General features: G+C 46.7%; 16 protein-coding genes. 13 read left to right on the plus strand and 3 right to left on the minus strand.

Annotation, left to right across the window (positions count from 1 at the left end):
- Positions 1-56: 56 nt before the first annotated feature.
- Both DWB64_RS17390 and DWB64_RS17395 read right to left on the minus strand, forming a co-directional pair.
- A complete protein-coding gene (locus tag DWB64_RS17390) occupies positions 57-653 on the minus strand; it encodes a lysine exporter LysO family protein (protein WP_129489491.1) in 597 nt (198 codons plus the stop codon).
- On the minus strand, positions 646-957 hold the full coding sequence (locus DWB64_RS17395; protein WP_129489492.1) for a LysO family transporter: 312 nt from the start codon (positions 955-957) through the stop codon (positions 646-648). Before DWB64_RS17395 ends, DWB64_RS17390 begins: the two co-directional genes overlap by 8 nt.
- A gap of 127 nt (positions 958-1,084) precedes the next feature.
- Here DWB64_RS17395 and DWB64_RS17400 point away from each other — a divergent pair, with 127 nt between their 5' ends.
- From DWB64_RS17400 to DWB64_RS17435, 8 genes are all read left to right on the plus strand, one after another.
- Positions 1,085-1,927, plus strand: a complete 843-nt coding sequence (locus tag DWB64_RS17400; protein ID WP_164980476.1) for an HAD family hydrolase — start codon at positions 1,085-1,087, stop codon at positions 1,925-1,927.
- Entirely contained in the window at positions 1,914-2,996 is a 1,083-nt protein-coding gene (locus DWB64_RS17405; protein WP_129489494.1) for a 4Fe-4S dicluster domain-containing protein, read from the plus strand. Before DWB64_RS17400 ends, DWB64_RS17405 begins: the two co-directional genes overlap by 14 nt.
- A gap of 355 nt (positions 2,997-3,351) precedes the next feature.
- Positions 3,352-4,569: a 6-phosphofructokinase gene (locus tag DWB64_RS17410; RefSeq protein ID WP_129489495.1), complete on the plus strand. Its 1,218-nt coding sequence runs from the start codon at positions 3,352-3,354 to the stop codon at positions 4,567-4,569.
- Between the two features lie 161 nt (positions 4,570-4,730).
- Positions 4,731-5,714, plus strand: a complete 984-nt coding sequence (locus tag DWB64_RS17415; protein WP_129489496.1) for a pseudouridine synthase — start codon at positions 4,731-4,733, stop codon at positions 5,712-5,714.
- A 61-nt stretch (positions 5,715-5,775) separates the two neighbouring features.
- The gene (locus tag DWB64_RS17420; RefSeq protein ID WP_129489497.1) at positions 5,776-8,556 is read left to right on the plus strand and encodes a UPF0182 family protein; all 2,781 of its coding nucleotides are present in this window, start codon (positions 5,776-5,778) and stop codon (positions 8,554-8,556) included.
- Between the two features lie 122 nt (positions 8,557-8,678).
- Positions 8,679-9,986, plus strand: a complete 1,308-nt coding sequence (locus DWB64_RS17425; protein ID WP_129489498.1) for a serine/threonine protein kinase — start codon at positions 8,679-8,681, stop codon at positions 9,984-9,986.
- A 12-nt stretch (positions 9,987-9,998) separates the two neighbouring features.
- Positions 9,999-10,709 (plus strand): tellurium resistance protein, encoded by a 711-nt coding sequence (locus DWB64_RS17430; protein WP_129489499.1) that lies wholly within the window; start codon positions 9,999-10,001, stop codon positions 10,707-10,709.
- Positions 10,709-11,524: a PP2C family serine/threonine-protein phosphatase gene (locus DWB64_RS17435; protein WP_129489500.1), complete on the plus strand. Its 816-nt coding sequence runs from the start codon at positions 10,709-10,711 to the stop codon at positions 11,522-11,524. Before DWB64_RS17430 ends, DWB64_RS17435 begins: the two co-directional genes overlap by 1 nt.
- A gap of 90 nt (positions 11,525-11,614) precedes the next feature.
- Here the strand turns inward: DWB64_RS17435 and glsA are convergent, their stop codons facing one another.
- Positions 11,615-12,523, minus strand: a complete 909-nt coding sequence (glsA, locus tag DWB64_RS17440) for a glutaminase A (RefSeq protein ID WP_129489501.1) — start codon at positions 12,521-12,523, stop codon at positions 11,615-11,617.
- A 363-nt stretch (positions 12,524-12,886) separates the two neighbouring features.
- Between glsA and fusA the strand changes: the two genes are divergently transcribed.
- The 5 genes from fusA to radA all read left to right on the plus strand — a co-directional run bounded on the left by fusA (position 12,887) and on the right by radA (position 20,344).
- Entirely contained in the window at positions 12,887-14,962 is a 2,076-nt protein-coding gene (fusA, locus tag DWB64_RS17445; RefSeq protein WP_129489502.1) for an elongation factor G, read from the plus strand.
- A 105-nt stretch (positions 14,963-15,067) separates the two neighbouring features.
- Positions 15,068-15,577 (plus strand): UvrB/UvrC motif-containing protein, encoded by a 510-nt coding sequence (locus DWB64_RS17450; protein WP_129489503.1) that lies wholly within the window; start codon positions 15,068-15,070, stop codon positions 15,575-15,577.
- Positions 15,570-16,547, plus strand: coding sequence for a hypothetical protein (locus DWB64_RS17455; protein ID WP_129489504.1), 978 nt, complete (start codon positions 15,570-15,572; stop codon positions 16,545-16,547). Before DWB64_RS17450 ends, DWB64_RS17455 begins: the two co-directional genes overlap by 8 nt.
- Complete coding sequence (locus DWB64_RS17460) at positions 16,540-19,008, plus strand: ATP-dependent Clp protease ATP-binding subunit (protein WP_243118999.1); 2,469 nt, start codon at positions 16,540-16,542, stop codon at positions 19,006-19,008. Before DWB64_RS17455 ends, DWB64_RS17460 begins: the two co-directional genes overlap by 8 nt.
- Positions 19,001-20,344, plus strand: a complete 1,344-nt coding sequence (gene radA, locus DWB64_RS17465) for a DNA repair protein RadA (protein ID WP_129489505.1) — start codon at positions 19,001-19,003, stop codon at positions 20,342-20,344. The genes DWB64_RS17460 and radA overlap by 8 nt, the downstream gene beginning before the upstream one ends.

The raw sequence follows: 20,344 nt of genomic DNA on the forward strand, positions 1-20,344 counted from the left end.
TATAGTCATCCTTTCTGTGTGCATTCTACTGTGCACAAATTCCACGTGCAATTATATCACAAAGCATGGAAAAAGGGTACAAGAATCGGAACAAGAAAACTTAATATCACTCCGTTGGTGAATGACACCAGCACTGTTTCGGGGCTCGTGGCCTGGGAGATGATAGGTAGGGTGGTATCCATCGAAGTCGCGCCAGCCGGTGCGATGGCCGCATTGAAGCTCACATGTTTTGCCAGATAAGGTATGGTGACGATTGCGATAACTTCTCTGAACACATTCGATAAAAAAGCGACGGTTCCGATTTCCGCGCTTTCAAGACTTGTCAGTAGCACTCCGGAAAGCGAATACCATCCAAAACCAGATCCGATAGCCAGACTGTTGTTGAGGGAGTGTCCCACAAGGTAGCCTGTGAGTACGCCACCTGCAAGACTTCCGATAATGATTCCGAGGGGAACCAATAAAAGATAAAGCCCGTGCTTTTTAAGGTCGTTGAAGATGTGCTTATTTGTACCGATATCGATTCCCACGAAAAAGAGAAGTGCGATAAGGGCGTACCTGGTGAGTGTGGCATTAAAGGCCGCAAGTTCCGGGGGGATGATCAGAAGACCGACAAGTACACCGATGACAAGTGTGATCAAGATGCTTCTAGTCATGTTTCACCTCTCTTTTAAGCAGCAGTCGTGTAAATAGTTGAACCATGAAGATGCTTAAAACCACGGTGATCACGGCATACAGCAGCGCCTGATAGCCGATCGCCGAGATGTTCTTAAAGATCTCATCATCGAGCCCTATGGCGATGCCCATGGTGAAGATAAGTGCAAGCACACCGAAGTGCTGAAGCTTGCCGTTGAGTTTTAAGAATCCGGATTCCTTAGGTACTCGTGTGCCTACGATAATCCCCAGGACAAGAGACCCGAGAATCGGAAGCATGGATGATAGAATGCTGAGTGGTGACATGGTAGTTCTCCTTTTTTCTTTTATGATAACATAATTTAGGTAGCTAAGGGGATGGCTTTTAACTTATCATTTGAATCGGCGCATCACATCGGGTATGATGTAGTAAATGATACGACAGGAGGATGGAATGAGTACCTTATATATTTCAGATTTGGATGGGACCCTGCTAGGTGATGACAGCAGGCTGAGTGAAGAAACCATAGATAAGTTGAATTGTCTGATTGAAGGTGAAGTGGATTTTGTGATTGCGACAGCAAGAAACTACCCTTCAGCCTACGAAAGGGTGAGACATCTTAAGTATAAGAATTATCTGATTCTATCAAACGGAGCCCAGATCACAAAAATCGACGGGACTCCTGTTTGGATTGCCAGGATGGACAATACTCTGATCGAAGAGCTATTTGCGTTTTCAGGGGAGTTTGCCACTAGTTTCATATGGACTTCCTTAAAAGGAGAGAACAAGGTGATGACCCATCGTGACCCCAGTGATGCGATTCTTGTCTTCAAGGCATTCAGGGAGAAATACAGCCCTCAAGCCTTCCTACCTTTTGAAGGACTGCATGAGCTGCTCCTTGAAGACATCATCACGGTGACCATGCTTGACACCCATGAGAAGACACGTGAAATGGAGAAGCGCCTGATGGAGTCTCCACTTTCAGAGAAGGTGGATGCGCATCTGATGCCTTATCCTGAGCTGGACGGACTGTTCACCTTATCGATCCTTCCTAAAGCGACAAATAAGGGCGCTGCGATCAAAGAGCTCTTGAGACTCACGGGCAAGGAGCCATCGAGCATCGTCGCATTCGGCGACAACGAAAACGACAAAACCATGTTCAAGGTGGCGGATGTGGGGGTCGCTGTGGGCAATGCGAATCCGGCTTTGATGGAAAAAGCGGATTTGGTGATCGGTTCCAACGACGAATCCAGTGTTGCAAGGTATATTTGGGAGGCTGAGCATGAAAAGAAGTGATGAAAGAGACATCATGTTTGCAAGAGCGAAGTATGAGAAGGATTCCATGGAATTCAAGGAGTATTACGGCAGGCATCCTGAAAAATTAGAGGAAGACGATGCGATCAGGCAAATGCCGCAGCCCTACACAGAGGGAACTGCGACGTTTCATCCACATATCGCGCCCTTTGCGGATGCGGGGTTCATGGTGCTTGACCAGTTAAAAGCCATGGACACCTATGACAAAGCAACCACGAAGACCGAACTTGACCCCAAGGACATGACAGAGCAGCTGAGAAGAATGCTTAGGTATCTGGGGGCTTCGGATGTCGGGTTTACAAGCGTCTCTTTGGACGACCTATACAGCCATAAGGGAAGAATGGGAGCCTATGGAAAGGAAATCACAGAAACCTTTCAAAACGGGATTGTAATCCTGTACGAAATGGATAAGGACTGCATCAATAGAGCGCCACAGCTCGAAGAGGGGATCGAAGTCGTTAAAGCCTACATGCAGCTAGCTACGACGACGCTTTGGATTACCAACTATATCAAGCTCTTGGGCTATGATGCCAAAGCGCATATCGACGGAAACTATATGGCCTTCTTACCGCCGATCGCAGAAAAGGCAGGACTTGGTGAAGTAGGACGCATCACAGCGCTTGTTCACCCTGAGTTCGGACCAAGAGTAAGGCTGGCCCTAGTGACGACCGAGATGCCGCTTGAACCTGATAAGCCGGTTCCCTTCAATTTAAAGGAGTTTTGCGAGGTATGTAATAGGTGTTCAAAGACCTGTCCTGGAAAAGCGATATCACCGGATCCGATGACTGAAATCGAGGGCAAGGGGATCATGGGCTGGTCGATAAAGGACGAAGAGTGTTACAAGGTATGGCGACGTGTAGGAACCGACTGCGGAGTATGCCTTTCTGTTTGCCCCTTTTCGCAAGGATTCACAGAGGAAGAATGGAACATGATCAAAGAAGGCCGTCTGGGGATGGAAAAAGCGCTGGAAAGCTATTCGAAAAGGATACCTATCAGGTTGTACAATCCAAAAGTCATGGATCACCTTTCTTACCCCAAAGCTCAATTTTAACTTCATATGAAAAAGCAGCACGCTTACGCATGTAGAGATACACTGCGCCTGCTGCTTTTTTTATTTCTTGAACTTGAACGATGTCCAGGTTTTGTGATTTTGCTGACGGTACAAATCGCAAAGAAACGTTTTCCTTTTTTCTGAGGATAATGCAATCCTAAAAACCCTGTGCTATAATAGTATGGGCATGAATGTGCGACTTTTTTTATGCCTGAAGGGGACTTTTCGCGTCCCTGCGTACTCATTCTAGCCCGCGTGGCGGTAAGAATAGTGCTTAAAACGTGTGAAACTGGTTATATATGATTTGGTAGAATAATCAGTGTAAATAGTAAAATTCAAATTTATGGAGGTTGACATGGAACTTAAAGGTAAAGTACTTGTTGCTCAAGGTGGCGGTCCTACTGCTGTAATTAACCAATCTTTCGTTGGTGTTGCTCTTGAAGCAAGAAAATATTCACAGGTAACAAGAGTCTACGGTGCGATCAACGGTGTTGAAGGCATTGTAAACGAAGAGTTTGTAGACTTGACAAAAGAAACAGAATACAACTTGGAGAGAGTTGCGGCTACACCGTCTTCAGGACTTCTTTCGACGAGAGTTAAACCAGACAAAGCTTTCTGTCTTGCTTGCTTTGAAGTGATGAAAGCGCATGACATCCGTTACTTCTTCTATATCGGCGGTAACGATTCATCGGATACGGTAAGAATCATCAGTGAAGAAGCTCAGGCTCAAGGCTATGATTTTAGAGCCGTGCACGTACCTAAAACAATCGACAACGATTTGGTCCATAACGACCATACACCTGGTTTCGGTTCTGCTGCTAGATTCGTAGCACAAGCGTTTATGGGTGTCAATCTTGACAATAGAGCACTACCAGGCGTATATGTAGGCGTTATCATGGGTCGTCACGCAGGTTTCCTTACAGGTGCGGCTGCTATGGCGAAGGTTTACCCGGACGATGGTCCACACCTGATCTACTTCCCTGAAAGAGTCTTCAATATCGACAACTTCCTGCAAGATGTCAAAGCGACTTACGAAAAATACGGTCGTTGCGTAATTGCAGTTTCTGAAGGTATTCAGGATGCTGAGGGTAATGCGATCATCGCAACACTTTCAAAGACTATCGAGAGAGACGCACACGGTAACGTACAACTTTCAGGTACTGGCGCACTTGGCGACTTGCTTGTGAACGAGATCAAAGAAAAACTGAACATCGGTCGTGTAAGATCGGATACTTTCGGTTACTTGCAGCGTTCATTCATGGGAGTTGTCTCTGATGTGGACCAGCAAGAAGCGAGAGAAGCTGCTCAAAAAGCGGTTCAATTCGCAATCATCGACAAAATGGACGGTTCGGTTACGATCCAACGTACTGGCGACTATGCTGTCGATTACGTTCTTAGACCGATTGTCGACATCGCAGCGAAAACAAAGCACATGCCAGAAGAGTTCATCAACGAAGCCGGCAACTATGTAACGCCTGCATTCATCGAATACTGCAGACCTCTATTAGGTTCGAATCTTCCTCAACCTGCTAGAGTACGCGCTCCAAAGATTGCAAAAATTCTTAACAAATAGCAGTTCAGACACCCGCCATGCGGGTGTTTTTTTTTGGAGAAATATGATTTGATTGCGATATGGGATCGATAATGGGTAACAACAAACCAATTGGACATATCTGCTATACACTCAAGCGTAATTGGGCTATAATGAGCTTATTGCAATTATAGGAGGAAATAATGACTAAAGCTAAACAGACAAAAAGTGCTGCTAAGGGCACTGGAACTGCGACTCATAAAAGCAAAAAAACAAAAGCCGGATGGGCGGTGGCAAAAACTGAGGACAAACACAAGAAAAAGCGCAAACCCAGAGTGAAGCCCGATAACGAACCGGCTGGCAAAAAGAACGTCAAAGCAGCAGGTAAAGCAGTAGACAAAGCCCCTAAAAGGCCAGCCCCTAAGAAGGAACTTCCCAAGCAAGTCTTAAAGCCTGGTGTGAACTATACAAGGCTTAACAAGCTGATCGCTGAAACGGGCTATTGTTCTAGAAGGGAAGCCGACAAGCTGATCAATGAAGGAAGAGTGAAAGTCAACGGTATGGATACCGAGCTTGGTACAATGGTTGGACCAAGAGACAGGGTGACCGTCAACGGTAAGCCGCTGCAGGAAAAACCTAAGGATGTCTATCTCGCTTTCAACAAGCCTGTAGGGATCGAATGCACCACAGACAGGAACACGAGAAACAACATCATAGATTACATCAACTACCACGAAAGAATCTTCCCTATCGGAAGACTTGACAAGGAATCGCAAGGATTGATCCTACTTACAAACGACGGGAATATCGTCAATCCTATCTTAAGAGCCGGTAACGCCCATGAGAAGGAGTATATCGTCAGTGTAAACAAGCCGATTACCCATAAGTTTATCGAGGGTATGAAAAAGGGTGTGCCGATCCTAGACACGGTGACCCTGCCCTGCCAGGTCGACCAGATCGACAAATACAAGTTCAAGATCGTACTTATTCAGGGACTAAACAGACAAATCAGGCGCATGTGCGAATATTTCGGTTACGAGGTGACCTCGCTTAACCGCGTTAGGATCATGAATGTCAATATCGGCAATCTGAAAACAGGCAGTATCAGAAAACTCTCTCCTAAGGAAGTCGGTGCCATCTTTGCAGCCATAAAGACTTCGAAGGGAACAGAAGAAGCTTCCAAATAGTTGGGTTAGTTCCATTGAATATAGGGTATGTACTATCAAAATAGCAAAAGGGAGTGGTGAAATGAATAAAAGACAAAGGCTATTTAGCATAATCATTGGTATTGCAGTGCTTCTAATGATTTTTTCAAGAACAATCATTGACTTTTTCATCGATTACCAGTGGTTTTCGGATTTAGGATTCACAGACACTTTTTTGGTTAAACTATTCGCATACTTGAAGATCGGTCTGCCGCTATGGATTATCACAGCTGTCGGGTTTTCGATCTATTTCATTTGGGTTGAAAAACAGTACTTCAGGTTGGTGCATGTGCTTGTCGATGTCAAGAACAGACAGAACAAGTCTTATAAGAAATCCTCGGTGGTTGCGGCCACTTTGCTGACCTTGCTTTTGTCCATCATGGTCACAAGCAACATGTGGTTTGATATACTCAAATACTTCAACGCCACGAGTTTCGGATCCACAGATCCGCTTTTCAACACAGACATAGGATTTTATGTGTTCAAGTTGCCGCTTTACAACCAGCTGTTGGGCTATTCGGTGATGTACATCATCATCCTTGCGATCGCCACAGTGCTGATCAACGTGTTCCTGATGGGTGTGAAGCCGCCTACGGATATCGATTTTACCGAATTTCAGAATGTGCACACCATCGGAGACCTAAAGGGGTTTGCACGTAAGGGCATCATCCAGAGCCTGATCATCAAACTTGGCGTGTTCGGCGTCATGGTCTTCTTGCTCCTTGCAGTCCATTACTGGCTTGAAGGCTATCAACTCCTCTATTCGACAAGGGGTGTGGCCTACGGCGCAAGTTATACGGATATCACGATATCGCTACTGGGCTATAGGGTCCAGGCGGTCGTATCGCTACTGGGTGCGATCACGTTCCTGATAGGTCTTCTTAGGAAGAAATACAAGATGATGCTGTCGGGTCCGGCGCTTCTGTTTATCGTCAGTTTCGGATTCGGAGTCGTGAGTCTATTCGTTCAGAACTTTATCGTCGAGCCGGATGAGATTTCAAAGGAAAGAGAGTTCCTGGAATACAATATCGCCTATACGCAAGAAGCTTTCAACCTAGGCGTGATCGATGAACTCGAGTATCCTGTGACCACAGACCTGACGCTCGACACACTAGAACAAAACAAGGAAGTTATCGACAATATCAGAATCAATGACTACAGACCGCTCAAACAGACCTACAATCAGATTCAGGGTATCAGATTGTACTACGAGTTCAGCGACATAGATGTGGATAGATATTATCTGGACGGCAGTTATACACAGGTCTTCCTGTCCGCACGTGAAATGAATCTTGAAAAACTGCAAGTACAGACTTGGCAGAACAGACATATCAAGTTCACACATGGTTACGGGGTCGCGCTGTCGCCTGTAAACTCGGTGAATACGAACGGTCAGCCCGAGCTGCTTATCAAAAACATTCCACCGGTTTCTTCAACGAGCATTGAGATCACGCAGCCTGAGATCTACTTCGGCGAACTGACCAATGACTATATCATTGTTGGAACTAGTGAAAAGGAGTTCGACTATCCTAAGGGTTCTGACAATCAGGAAACTTTGTATACAGGTGATGCGGGACTTAAGATGAACTTCATGAACCGTGTGTTTTTCGCTGTGCACGAGGGTGACTTCAGAATACTCGTATCAAGTATCATAGACAGCGACAGCAAGATCATTATCAGAAGAAATATCATGGAACGCCTAAGAACGATCGCACCTTTCATGGTATATGACGACAATCCGTATATCGTCGTGGATGATGAGACGGGTAAGTTGTTCTGGATCGTCGATGCCTATACCGTAAGTTCCGAGTATCCCTATTCGCAACCTTTTGACAATTCAAAGACAAATTACATCAGAAACAGTGTGAAGGTAGTGATAGACGCCTATACCGGTGAGACGAACTTCTACGTGTTCGATGATGAGGATCCGATCATCAAAACCTACCAGCAGATATTCTCTGATCTTTACAAACAGAAATCGGAGTTCCCTACTGGGTTGATGGCACATATCCGCTATCCGAAGAATCTGTTTAGAATTCAAGCGGAAGTCTTTAGAAAGTATCATGTGACAAATCCTTCTGTATTTTATAACGGTGAGGACATCTGGGACATCGGAACGGAGATCTACATGAATGCGAACGAAGCGCAGGCGGCGGAGCCGAACTACGCGATGTTCAAGATCCCTGAAGAAGAAAAATTGGAGTTCCTCTTGACGCTTCCTTACACGCCAAAGGATAAACCCAACATGACCTCTTTGTTTGTCGCAAGAAACGACGGAGACAATTACGGCAAGCTGTTCATCTACAAGTTCCCTAAAGATAGGACAATAACGGGTCCTGCCATGCTCGAATCGAAAATCGACCAGGATTCCACGATATCACCTCAACTGACGCTTTGGTCCCAGAAGGGGTCGGCTGTGCTAAGAGGGAATATCCTTATCGTACCGATCGATGGAAATCTCTTGTATATCGAGCCGATCTACCTACAGGCTGACAACCAGGAGTCTCTTCCTGAAATGAAACAGGTCATCGTTTCTTATGATGATGCTATCGTGATGGAAGAGACGCTTGATAAGGCGCTTGCAAAAATATTCGGCTCGGAATATACCGTAGAAGACCTAAAAGAAGAGGAAAGCATTTCTGAAATCGGCGATGAGACACTCAAGATGCTTATGGAAGAAGCGTTTGAACTGTACAACAGTACACAAAGAGAACTTGATGATCTAAAGGATGTTCTAGAACGAATCGAGGATGCGCTGAACGGTCAAGAAGATGCTGTTGAAGAGGAAACCGAACCGGATTCCACTCCCGATGAAAATAATTAATTGGCTATAAGTGAGCCGTGCACCTCTGTTGGAGGTGTGCGGCTTTTTCATGAGTTGAATAAGCCTTTAAAAGCATATAAAATGGAATGGACAACTAGAAGAATTAGAAAGGGTCTGCGACTATGAAGGCATTATTATCAAGAGGACAACGCATCACAGGTGCGAAACAAACCTATAGAGTTGGAGCGTTTTTAGGATCTGGTGGACAAGGTGAGGTCTATGAAGCGATAGGACCTACAAAATCCTATGCGATCAAATGGTACTTCGGGCCGATGGCCACACCGGAGCAGAAGAGGATACTCGAAAAACTGGTGGCGATAGGCCCCCCCAACAACAGATTCCTGTGGCCGCTTGAGATAGTGACCTCACCGAGTGTGAAGGGCTTTGGTTACATCATGCCCATCAGAAGCAAACGATACAAATCGATTGTGGATCTGATGAAAAGAAAAGCGGAACCAAGCTTTTATACCCTGATCATCTCGGCGATACAGATGGTCGACTGTTTTGACAGGCTACATAAGAAGGGACTATGCTATAGGGACATCTCTTTTGGAAATGTGTTTTTCGACGACCGTACAGGAGATGTGCTGATCTGCGACAATGACAATATCACCTCTGAAAAGGAACCCAACAAGAGTGTTCTCGGAACACCGAGATTTATGGCTCCGGAAATCGTCAGAGGCGATAAGATGCCCGACATTAAAACCGACTTGTTTTCACTGAGCGTGCTGCTATTTTACATGTTTATGATCCACCATCCCCTAGAGGGAAAGCTGGAGGCGAGCATCAAGTGCTTTGACTTGCCTGCGATGAAAAGACTCTACGGTGACAGACCGGTCTTTATCTATGACCCGATCATGAGAAGCAACCGGCCTGTTGAGGGACTGCATGACAATGCGATCGCCTTTTGGAAAGTGTACCCCGAGTTCTTTAAGGACGCCTTCACACAGAATTTTACAAAAGGACTTCGCAATAGGGACTCAAGGCTATTGGAGGAACAGTGGCTGAAACTCCTTATCAGGCTGAAAAACGGCCTCATGTTCTGCACATGCGGCGCTGAAAACTTTTACGATCATACCCACCTTTCGACAAGCGGACTCGCAAAGGAATGCTGGGCCTGCGGCAAGAAGCTTGAGCTGCCTGCCAGAATGAGGGTGGGATCGGCAGTTGTGATGCTCAACTTCAACACCAAATTATATGCGCATCAGCTGATTGAAAAGCAAGAGATCGATTTTAAACATATCCTAGGCATGGTGACGAAACATCCGACTCAAGTCGGAGTCTGGGGACTGAAAAACATGTCGAGCGACACATGGCAGGTCACCACAAAAACAGGAAGGCTGCAATCGGTACCGCACGGTAAAAGTTGTACGCTAGACGATGGAATTCAAATTCAAATGGGGCAGATAAGTGCCCAAATAAAACGATAGCGAGGGAAAATTATGACTGTAATCAGACCTGGTGGAGAACTATCTACAAGACCGCTGCATTTCATTTTTGTAGCCGACTGTTCCACATCGATGAAAAACCACGGAAAGATGGACGCGCTCAATTTAGCGATTAGAGAAGCGATACCGCATATGAGAAGAGTCGCCGAGGAAAATCCGAATGCCGAGGTTCTTGTTAGGGCTGTCAAGTTCGGATCGGGAGCCCAGTGGCATATTGAAGAACCGACACCTGTTGACGAGTTCGAATGGAAGGACTTAGAGCCGTTCGGCGTCACGGACATGGGCAAGGCGTTCGACCTGTTGTCAGAGGCGCTTGCGATTCCACCGATGTCTGAAAGGGCGCTTCCGCCAGTACTCGTGCTGGTTTCTGATGGTCAGCCGACAGATAAGTATCAGGAAAGCCTAGACCGCTTGCTTTCACTGCCTTGGGGCACAAAAGCCGTAAAACTGTCGGTAGCGATCGGCAAATCGGCAAGCCATAGGGTCTTGCAGGCCTTTATCAACTCAGATCAGATCAAAGTACTTCAGGCGGACCGCGCCGAGGAACTTGTCGAATATATCAAATGGGCTTCAACAGCGGTCCTTAAGGCTGCCTCCTCTCCAGCATCACAGATGGCGACAGATGAGCTAGTGAATGTGGCGCTGCCTCAAATACCGGATGATTTTTGGGAGGACCTGTCCATCAATGTAGAGGATGTCTGGTAATGAGCTGGGACGTGGTGAAGGGCAGTGTGATCGGCCCTTCGCACATCAAATCGGGACTGCCGAATCAGGACGCTTTTTCTTACGAAGAGGACAATGGCGTTCATCTGGTCGGTGTCGCTGACGGACATGGCTCAAGTTCGTGTTTTAGGAGCCATATCGGATCGAGACTTGCGACAGAAGCCGTCATCCGTCAGGCGAAACCGCTTAGCGCTGAAAAACTGGATGCTCTCGACGAGGAGTCGGCATATGCCTTTACAAGAAAATGGGGCGAAAAGGTCTTGAAGGCCTGGGTGAAGGATGTCCTTTCGCACCTTAGGGAAAACCCCTTCACGCAAAGCGAAGTGGACGGATTGGATGATAAGGGAAGACGCGCTCTTGGAAAGAATGCGCTGCTTGCCTATGGGGCGACACTGATCGCTGTGATCATCACGCCTAATAGAATACTTGGCTACAATCTTGGCGATGGGGATCTTCTTGTGGCACATGGCAGAAAAGTAATCTGCACCGTCTACAAAGATGACGATACCATCGGCAACTCCACATATTCCCTGTGTACAAGCGGTTCGATGTCAAAGCTTGCCCACCTTGATATGACGACAGAGGATCTTGACTGGATCATGATCGCGACGGATGGGTATCGGAACTCCTTTAAGAACGAAAAGGGATTTTACAAAGTAGGCAAGGACCTGCATAAGCTCTATAGGAAGCATGGGCTCGAAGTAATCGAGAAACACTTTGAAGGATGGTTGCATGAAACCACACAAGGCGGAAGCGGTGATGACCTGACCTCGCTTGTGTTTTTCAAAAATACATGACAGAAAGAACTAAAAGGACCGCATTTGATTAAATCAAATGCGGTCCTTAACTTTTTAAGGAGTGTCCATAGCTTGTTTGGCAGAGTCGCCCTAAAACATGCTGAGATCGAATTTATGCGAAAGGCGCTTTAACATTTCCATACCGGCTACCGAGTTGCCTTTCTCATCGAGTGAAGGTCCGAAGGTGCCGATGCCCATCTGTCCAGGAACGCAGCAGAGAATCGCACCGCCCACGCCTGATTTCGCGGGAAGACCCACCTCGACAGCGAATTTTCCCGAACCGTCGTACATGCCGCAAGTCGTCATGATGGCTTTTGTGATCCAAGCGGTTCTTCTCGAGTAGTACTGCTCGCTCTCCACTTTTCCATTGAGTGCCAGCGCCACTGCGATCTGTGCGATGTTGACAGCGGTGACGTTTAAAGAGCACATCTTGAAGTAGACCTCTAAAACGTCATCTATATTTGCGGTGATATTCCCCTTGCCTTTTTGGAAGTAGGCGAGCGACCGATTGATATCGCCGGTTTCAAGTTCGGATGCGAACACGTCTTCATTGAGCGTGATCAGTTCATCCTGAGCAAGCATCTGAGTAAAGGCATGGAGCTTTTCAAAGGCCTTGTCTCCCTCTTTTTCGACGATCAGTCCAACGGTAGCGATCGCTCCCGCATTGATTAGGGGATTAAGCGGCTTATGCGATTTTGTTTCTAGCTTGATGATCGAGTTGAAAGGATCAGCCGTTTGTTCCATACCGATGCGGGTGAACACAACATCCTCACCATAGGTTTCAAGTGCGTAGATCAGTGTGATTATTTTTGAGACGCTTTGAATGGTAAATCGTTTATCATAACAGCCTGCCATCGTACGCTGATTGTATTTGTCGACCACGACAATAGCAACATCCGACTTATTCGCCTTTTTCAGTTCTGGAATATAGGACGCCACATGTCCATCCATGGTTAACGGTTCGGTGACTTCCACCAAGTGCTCCAAGTATTTTCTCATGTTCCACCTCTTCATCTAACCCTACCCTTGGGTTGTCTAGCATTCTCATTATAATGCTAGTGGATTTAAAGTCAATGCGTATTGCAGCCTTTTAACTTCTTAAAATCATGACAAAAAAAGAAGGAGGTGTGTACCTTAGTGTTCGCAACAGAAACCATGAAAACGTTTCGATGTGTTACGGAATGTTAACATTTAAAAGAAGTGTGGATTTCCAGTTGTTTAGGTGGGTAATTAACAAAAGGTTCTGAATTTTATAATAATTTTAAAAAAGTTAGAAGGAAATCGATTCTTATTGTCGAAATTACATATTAGCAGGTTGCGGGCGTAGGTCTCGCAGATTACTCTCTTTAAGGAGGAACACTAATGAAATCTTATCCAGTTGACAAAATCAGGAATGTTGCATTGCTCGGGCACGGTGGGTGTGGAAAGACTAGCCTCGTTGAATCGATTCTTTTCACACTCAAAGAAACAAAGCGATTAGGCAAAGTTGACGATGGGACTACAGTTTCTGATTATGACAAAGAGGAAATAGCTAGAAAATTCTCGATAGGGACTTCGGTTATTCCACTTGAATTTCATGATCATAAGTACAACCTTTTAGATACGCCAGGTTATTTCGATTTCCAAGGTGAAGTCAATTCTGCTTTGAGGGTTGCCGGTGGCGCGATTATAGTTGTAGACGGTTCTGGCGGAGTAGAAGTCGGTACTGAAAAGGCATGGAGAGCGACAGAAGAAAGAAATATGCCAAAGCTTATTTTTGTAAATAAGATGGATAAGGAAAACATTAAGTTCCAAGCATTGATTGAAGAAATGAAAGAGAAGTTGGGAAAGAAAATCGCACCTTTTGAAATCCCGATGTATAAAGATGATCACTTCAACGGATATATTGACGTTGTTGACCATAAAGCAAGATGTTTCAACGGTACTCAAGTAATCGACTGCGAAATACCGGCAGAATATGAAGAACAGATCAGACCACTTTACGACATGCTTGTAGAAGCGGTCGCTGAGAGTGATGAGAAGCTGCTCGAAAAATTCTTTGAAGGCGAAGCCTTTACAAAAAAAGAAATCCATGACGGCCTAAGAAAAGGCGTCATCACTGGTAATATCGTCCCTGTACTGGTCGGTTCGACAGAACTCAACGTAGGTATCAGAAACATGCTTGACCTTGCCTACGAATATCTACCGACTCCACAGGAGATGCATGATGGAAAATACGAAGGTGTCCATCCTGATACCGAAGAGGAAGAAATAAGAACTGTAGAAGACGGGCAACCGTTCTCGGCGATGGTATTTAAGACGATTGTGGATCCGTTTGTAGGAAAGATCTCCTTGTTCAAAGTGTATTCAGGATCCATAAGAAAAGACATGGAAGTCCTAAATTCCACAAAAGATGAGAAGGAGAGAATCACAAACCTGTTCCTGCTACGAGGTAAGAACCAATTGGATGTCGACCATGTGGGCGCAGGTGATATCGGCGCTGTTGCTAAGCTGCAGCATACTCAGACCGGTGATACCCTTTGCGACATGGCAAATCCTATCAAATACCACGGAATAAGATATCCTGAGCCTTGCCTGTTTATGGCGGTCGAACCTAAGGATAAGAAAGACGAGGATAAGATCGGATCAGCAATCCATAAACTTTTAGAAGAGGATCCTTCGTTCAGCATCGAGCGAAACAGAGAGACCCATCAGATGCTTGTCGGTGGACAAGGCGTCATGCAGCTTCAGGTCTTGACAGCTAAGCTTAAGAACATCTTTGGAGTTTCAGTGGATCTTGTGGATCAAAAAATAGCCTACAGAGAAACCATCAAGGGAATGGCGGATGTACAAGGTAAGCATAAGAAACAATCGGGCGGTTCAGGCCAGTATGGCGATGTCCATATCAAGTTCATGCCTTCTAAGGAGGAGTTCGAGTTCGCTCAGGAAGTTGTCGGCGGTTCTGTTCCTAAACAATACATCCCTGCTGTTGAAAAAGGCTTGAGAGAAGCGGTAGCTAAAGGTGTACTAGCAGGATTCCCTGTAGTCAACATCAAAGCGGTGCTCTACGACGGATCCTACCATGCGGTGGACTCGAACGAGAACGCCTTCAAGATGGCTGCAAGTCTTGCCTTTAAAAAGGGAATGCAAGAAGCAAAGTCTGTCCTATTAGAACCCGTAATGCACGTGGAAGTATCTATTCCAGACGATTACATGGGTGATATCATGGGTGATATGAATAAGCGCCGTGGCAGAATACTCGGTATGGAACAGGCTGGAGGCGGATTCCAAAAGGTAGTCGCTGAAGCACCTCAATCCGAACTGTTCACCTATGCGACTGATTTAAGGTCGATGACGCAGGCGCGCGGAAGCTTTGTCATGAGATTTGAAAGATACGACGAAGTACCTGCACAACTTGCAAGCAAAATCATTGAAGAAGCTAAGGAAGAAGACCACTAATCAAAGTTCAAATAGCCCCAAGTTCGCTTGGGGTTATTTTTATGCCGAAATGTGAATGCTTAGGGTCCAAAAGTGGTAAACTATAAGTAATGCAAGGAGGTATTTATGCGTTGTGAAAAATGTAATCGAAAAGAAGCGCATGTCGTACTAAGACATGAACAGGCTGAAAAGAAAACACTTCATTTATGCGAGCAGTGTGCGATTGCCTCGTCCAATTTAGATGCCGGCGCCAATGGTCCTGTGGGCGTCGATAGGGAAATGCTCAAGACCATCAAGGAATATCCCTTAGTTGTAAACGCCGTCTATCAGACGCAGTGCGCAAAATGCCATCTAACCTATACCGCTTTCAAACATCTAGGAAGAATCGGCTGCTCCGAATGCCTGAAATCTTTTGGAAATAAGCTTATCAAAGACTTACAGCTGAAACAGAAATATAGTAAACACACAGGTGATTCGCCTGAGATCAAACTCGAGGCCCAGGCAGCGAATGTGAAGGAGCTAAGTGCCTTAAATAGAGCCCTTTCAGAGGCCGTGGAGCATGAGGACTATGTCGAGGCGGCATCGCTCAGGGACAGGATCAGAGACCTGAAGTCGCAAGGAGGTCACCATGCATAGCGGCCTTATCATGAGTAGCCGGGTGACGGTATCAAGGAACTTTTCAGATTTTGTTTTTCCGATCGGCATGTCCGTCGCCGACAGTAAATCGGTGGTCGACAGGGTCGCTCAGGTACTTAACGTGATCGGCTGGGATCGTTTGATCCATTTTAGCGAAATGACAGAGCAGATGAAGCTTGACTACCTGAAAAAATGGGGCATAGACCACGATGCCATGAACACCATCATTGAAAGAGCGGTCATTGAATCACCAGACGGTGAAATCGCTGTGATCGTCAATGAGATAGACCATATCCGAATTGTAGCAAAACACGACGGGATGGCACTCTTTAAAACCTATGATGAAATCCTAAACGTCGTGAAGACGATAGAGGCCCAGTGGCCGCTGGCATACGATGCCGATCTTGGATACATCTCTTCAGAACTTGATAAGATAGGAACCGGCTTGTCGGCGAGTGTGATGCTCCACCTGCCTTCCATGTCTGAGGATCAGGTGCTTTCCTATAAAAACGAATATGTGGTCATCCGTTCGATTATTCAGGGCTATGACGCGCCTTTTTACAGGGTCTTCAATGCGGTGACGCTGGGTCTTTCAGAATTCGAACTGCTCACCCAGCTGCAGTCGTCTGTGGTCGAACTTATTAGGGACGAATACCTGAGCCGGCAGCATTTAATTGAAGCAAACCGGATAGGGGTGGAGGATAGGGTCTTCAGGTCTTTCGGGATTGCCCAGTATGCCAAAATAGTTCAATTCGAGGAGCTTTTGACCGTACTATCGACCATGCGGCTGGGTGTGGAGCTTGAGATGTTCGTAGAGGAGTATGGAGATCGGATCGACTATCTCTTAGAGACTATCATCGCAGAGCAGTCCATGGGATTTGCCAGCAAGTCGAAAGACAACTTACGTCAAATCAGGTTCGCCCATATGTTGAAGAGCCTATTTCAAGGGGAGGTGACTGCCAGTGTTTAATCAGTTTTCAGACCGGTCCATGGCGGTTCTCAACGATGCGATCACATTCGCAAAGGATAACGGCCATGCCTATGTCGGCACGGAACATCTGCTGATCGGACTCTTGATCAGGCCACACGCCTTGATCAAGCCGATTATCGAAAGGTATGACTTGAATTTGAAAAGTATTTCACTGTCGATTCTGGATATCATAGGAAAAGACGCTTCAAGTGAATTCATAGAAGGATATACAGCAAAGGCGAAACTGGCTTTTGAGATGGCATTTGAAGAAGCGAGAAAGTTCAGAAGTCCCAAAGTCGAACCTCCCCATCTGCTGCTTGCCATACTCAGAGATTCCGACAGTATCGCATCGCAGCTGCTAAACAGCCATAAGGTCACTTTTGAGAGCGCGCTTGAGAATATTCTCAAGGCGATGAATCCGAAAGTGAACGTGATAAGGATACAGTCGAGCGGTATTCAAAAAGAGGACAACAAGCAGCTAGGAGCACCAGAAGAAGACATCGTCCTCAAGTATTCGAGGGATCTGACCGAACTGGCGAAAAAAGGAACGCTTGATCCTGTCATCGGTCGGGACGGCGATATCGAACGGCTTATTCAGATTCTTTCGAGAAGAAGCAAGAACAACCCGTGCCTTATCGGAGAACCGGGTGTTGGAAAAACAGCAATCGTCGAAGGTCTGGCGCAAAGGATTGCGGACAGTCAAGTTCCAAGCAGGCTCTTAAACAAGAGGATCATGGCCCTTGATATGGCCAGGGTGGTTGCGGGATCGAAATACCGCGGCGAGTTCGAAGCGCGCATGACTGCCGTCTTGAAACAAATCGAGGAATCCGGCGACATCATCTTGTTTTTAGACGAGGTCCATACGATTGTGGGCGCCGGTGGGGCGGAAGGCGCGATCGACGCGTCGAACATCCTTAAACCAGCGCTTGCAAGGGGTGAGGTGCAGGTGGTCGGGGCCACCACCATCGACCACTATAAGAAATCGATCGAGAAGGACGCAGCCCTTGAAAGGCGGTTCCAGCCGCTCCTGATCAAAGAACCCGGTGCAGAAGCCGCTATCGAGATGCTTCACGTGCTCAGACCCAGGTTTGAAGCGCATCATGGGCTCAAGGTCTTGGACGAGGCCATCGAGGCGGCTGTAAGACTCACCCAAAGATATATCACAGAGCGGTTTTTGCCTGACAAGGCGGTGGATGCGATGGATGAGGCGAGCGCAAGGCTTAGTCTGACAACCGACGCACTACCAGATGCGGTACTGACCCTGCAAAAAGAACTTGAAACCATTCGAAGTACAAAATCGAGGGCAGTAGACGAGCAGGAATTCGAAGAAGCGGCTGCCTTGAGAAATAAGGAGATCGAACTAGAGGCCGATATTGAAGAAGCCTTTAAAAAGGTTGAGGCCACCGATACAAGAGAACGAAGTCTGACGGCGGGCGATGTTGAAAATGTGGTTTCGGTAATGACCGGGATTCCTGTTCATAGGTTACGGCTTACAGAGACCAGAAGGCTTTTGGAACTCGAATCGATACTGCAAAGGCGTGTAAAGGGCCAAAGCAGCGCCATAAGTACCCTTGCAAGGGCTGTGAGAAGGTCTCGCATCGGGCTGAACGATCCTAAAAAGCCGATGGGTTCCTTTATCTTTTTAGGACCTACAGGTGTTGGAAAAACAGAACTTGCCAAAACACTTGCCGAGGCTTTGTTTGACGATGAGGGTGCGATGGTTAGGATCGATATGTCCGAATACATGGAGAAGCACAGCGTATCAAGGCTGATCGGTTCTCCACCGGGTTATGTCGGATTCGACGATGGAGGCCAGCTTACCGAGAAGGTGAGGACGACTCCGTATTCGCTGGTGCTCTTCGATGAAATCGAAAAGGCGCACCCCGAGGTCTTCAATGTGCTGCTTCAGCTGCTTGATGACGGTCGCCTTACCGATGCGAAAGGTAGAACGGTCAATTTTAAGAATACCCTGATTATCATGACCAGCAATGTGGGGGTCAAGGAGTTAAGCGAAAAGAAGAGAGTCGGATTCGATATGGGGCATGATGCTGAAGAGGCGTACGATCAGATGCAAAGAGACCTGATGGCTGCCCTAAAATCCAAGTTCAGACCCGAATTTGTCAACCGTATCGATGATATCATTGTTTTTGACATGCTCTCAAAAGAGGTCATCTCCGATATCATCGATTTAGAACTCATAGAAATAACGGATAGGCTAAGGAGTAGAAGACTCGGTCTGGAGCTTTCTGAGTCTGCTAAGAGCTACCTTATCGAGGAAGGCTTTTCAAGAATCTACGGAGCAAGACCCCTGAAGCGCCTGATGACTAAATGTATCGCAGATCAGGTCGCCATGTACTTGCTGAAGTATCCGCAGACAAGCGACTGCAATTTGCTTTGCTATCTGAAGGATGGCAGTATTCACGTTAGAAGACAACCGACAACAGAGGATAAAGATGGCTAAGAATAAAACAAGGTTTATATGCCAGCACTGCGGAGCGATTTCTGCAAACTGGCTTGGTAAGTGCCCGGAATGTAACGAGTGGGATACCTACGTAGAGGAAAAGGAAGAAAAGACTAGAGGCGTCACCGTTCAAAAGAAGGATCCGATCGCCCTTAGGGATGTTGTTTACGACCAATCGCACAGGATGACCTCGGGTCTTAAGGAGCTTGATCTTGTCTTAGGCGGCGGAATCGTCGAGGGATCGCTCATATTAGTGGGAGGAGACCCGGGTATAGGAAAATCGACGATGCTTCTTCAGGTCGCAAACTATGTCGCCAAGTCCAAGAAGGTGCTTTATGTGTCCGGCGAGGAGTCGCTTTCGCAGATCAAGCTTAGGGCAGAGCGTATCACTAAAGAACTTAGCGATATGCTGCTGCTTGCTGAAAATGAAATCGGACTTGTCCTATCGGCAGTTGAAAAGGAAAAGCCTGCGCTGTTGATTGTGGATTCGATTCAGACCATGTACGACGAGAGCATCTCATCGGCGCCAGGGAGTGTCAGCCAGGTCAGAGAAATAACCAACAGGCTGATGCTGCTTGCAAAGCGCAACAATATCGTCGTGTTCATCATAGGGCACGTAACGAAAAGCGGTGCGATCGCAGGGCCTAAGGTGCTGGAACACATGGTGGATACCGTGCTTTATTTCGAAGGCGATAAGAACAGCGTGTACAAGATGCTAAGGGCTGTGAAAAACAGATTTGGTTCGACCAACGAGATGGGCGTTTTTGAAATGCAGCAGCAGGGGCTTGTGGGTATCGACAATCCATCCAAGCTCTTTATCGACAACAAGCCAAAGGGAGCCAACGGATCGCTTATCACGGCAAGTGTGGAGGGTACAAGACCCATCCTGCTCGAAGTTCAGGCGCTGACGAGCGTGACCAACTACGCCTCACCAAGAAGGCTTGCCCTTGGTGTGGATTACAATAAGCTGACCATCCTTATCGCCGTTCTCGAAAAGGTGATCGGCATGCCCCTTAGCGATGTGGATGTTTATGTCAATCTGGTCGGTGGGGTCACCGTACAGGAACCGGCGCTTGACCTTGCCATCGCGATGGCGATTTCTTCAAGTCACAAGAACATGCCCATAGACGACGGGACCATTATTTTTGGTGAAATCGGACTCACTGGCGAGATCAGAGGCGTGTCAGATCCGATCAAAAGGGTCAACGAAGCTCAGAAGCTAGGGTTCAAAAGGGTGATTCTACCAAAATCCAATATCACAAAGCAAATAAAAGTTGATAATTTGGTAGTCATTGGGGTAAATACATTACAAGAGGCTTTCGATACCGTGTTCTGA

The sequence above is a fragment of the Fusibacter sp. A1 genome, from assembly GCF_004125825.1.
In the GTDB taxonomy this organism is placed as follows: domain Bacteria; phylum Bacillota; class Clostridia; order Peptostreptococcales; family Acidaminobacteraceae; genus QQWI01.

What these genes read in the sequence shown, in the direction of transcription:
- fusA (WP_129489502.1), top strand. Translation starts at nt 12,887, where the DNA reads ATGAAATCTTATCCAGTTGACAAAATCAGGAATGTTGCATTGCTCGGG.
- DWB64_RS17425 (WP_129489498.1), top strand. Translation starts at nt 8,679, where the DNA reads ATGAAGGCATTATTATCAAGAGGACAACGCATCACAGGTGCGAAACAA.
- DWB64_RS17430 (WP_129489499.1), top strand. Translation starts at nt 9,999, where the DNA reads ATGACTGTAATCAGACCTGGTGGAGAACTATCTACAAGACCGCTGCAT.
- DWB64_RS17390 (WP_129489491.1), bottom strand. Translation starts at nt 653, where the DNA reads ATGACTAGAAGCATCTTGATCACACTTGTCATCGGTGTACTTGTCGGT.
- DWB64_RS17455 (WP_129489504.1), top strand. Translation starts at nt 15,570, where the DNA reads ATGCATAGCGGCCTTATCATGAGTAGCCGGGTGACGGTATCAAGGAAC.
- DWB64_RS17410 (WP_129489495.1), top strand. Translation starts at nt 3,352, where the DNA reads ATGGAACTTAAAGGTAAAGTACTTGTTGCTCAAGGTGGCGGTCCTACT.
- glsA (WP_129489501.1), bottom strand. Translation starts at nt 12,523, where the DNA reads ATGAGAAAATACTTGGAGCACTTGGTGGAAGTCACCGAACCGTTAACC.
- DWB64_RS17395 (WP_129489492.1), bottom strand. Translation starts at nt 957, where the DNA reads ATGTCACCACTCAGCATTCTATCATCCATGCTTCCGATTCTCGGGTCT.
- DWB64_RS17415 (WP_129489496.1), top strand. Translation starts at nt 4,731, where the DNA reads ATGACTAAAGCTAAACAGACAAAAAGTGCTGCTAAGGGCACTGGAACT.
- radA (WP_129489505.1), top strand. Translation starts at nt 19,001, where the DNA reads ATGGCTAAGAATAAAACAAGGTTTATATGCCAGCACTGCGGAGCGATT.
- DWB64_RS17400 (WP_164980476.1), top strand. Translation starts at nt 1,085, where the DNA reads ATGAGTACCTTATATATTTCAGATTTGGATGGGACCCTGCTAGGTGAT.
- DWB64_RS17435 (WP_129489500.1), top strand. Translation starts at nt 10,709, where the DNA reads ATGAGCTGGGACGTGGTGAAGGGCAGTGTGATCGGCCCTTCGCACATC.
- DWB64_RS17405 (WP_129489494.1), top strand. Translation starts at nt 1,914, where the DNA reads ATGAAAAGAAGTGATGAAAGAGACATCATGTTTGCAAGAGCGAAGTAT.
- DWB64_RS17420 (WP_129489497.1), top strand. Translation starts at nt 5,776, where the DNA reads ATGAATAAAAGACAAAGGCTATTTAGCATAATCATTGGTATTGCAGTG.
- DWB64_RS17450 (WP_129489503.1), top strand. Translation starts at nt 15,068, where the DNA reads ATGCGTTGTGAAAAATGTAATCGAAAAGAAGCGCATGTCGTACTAAGA.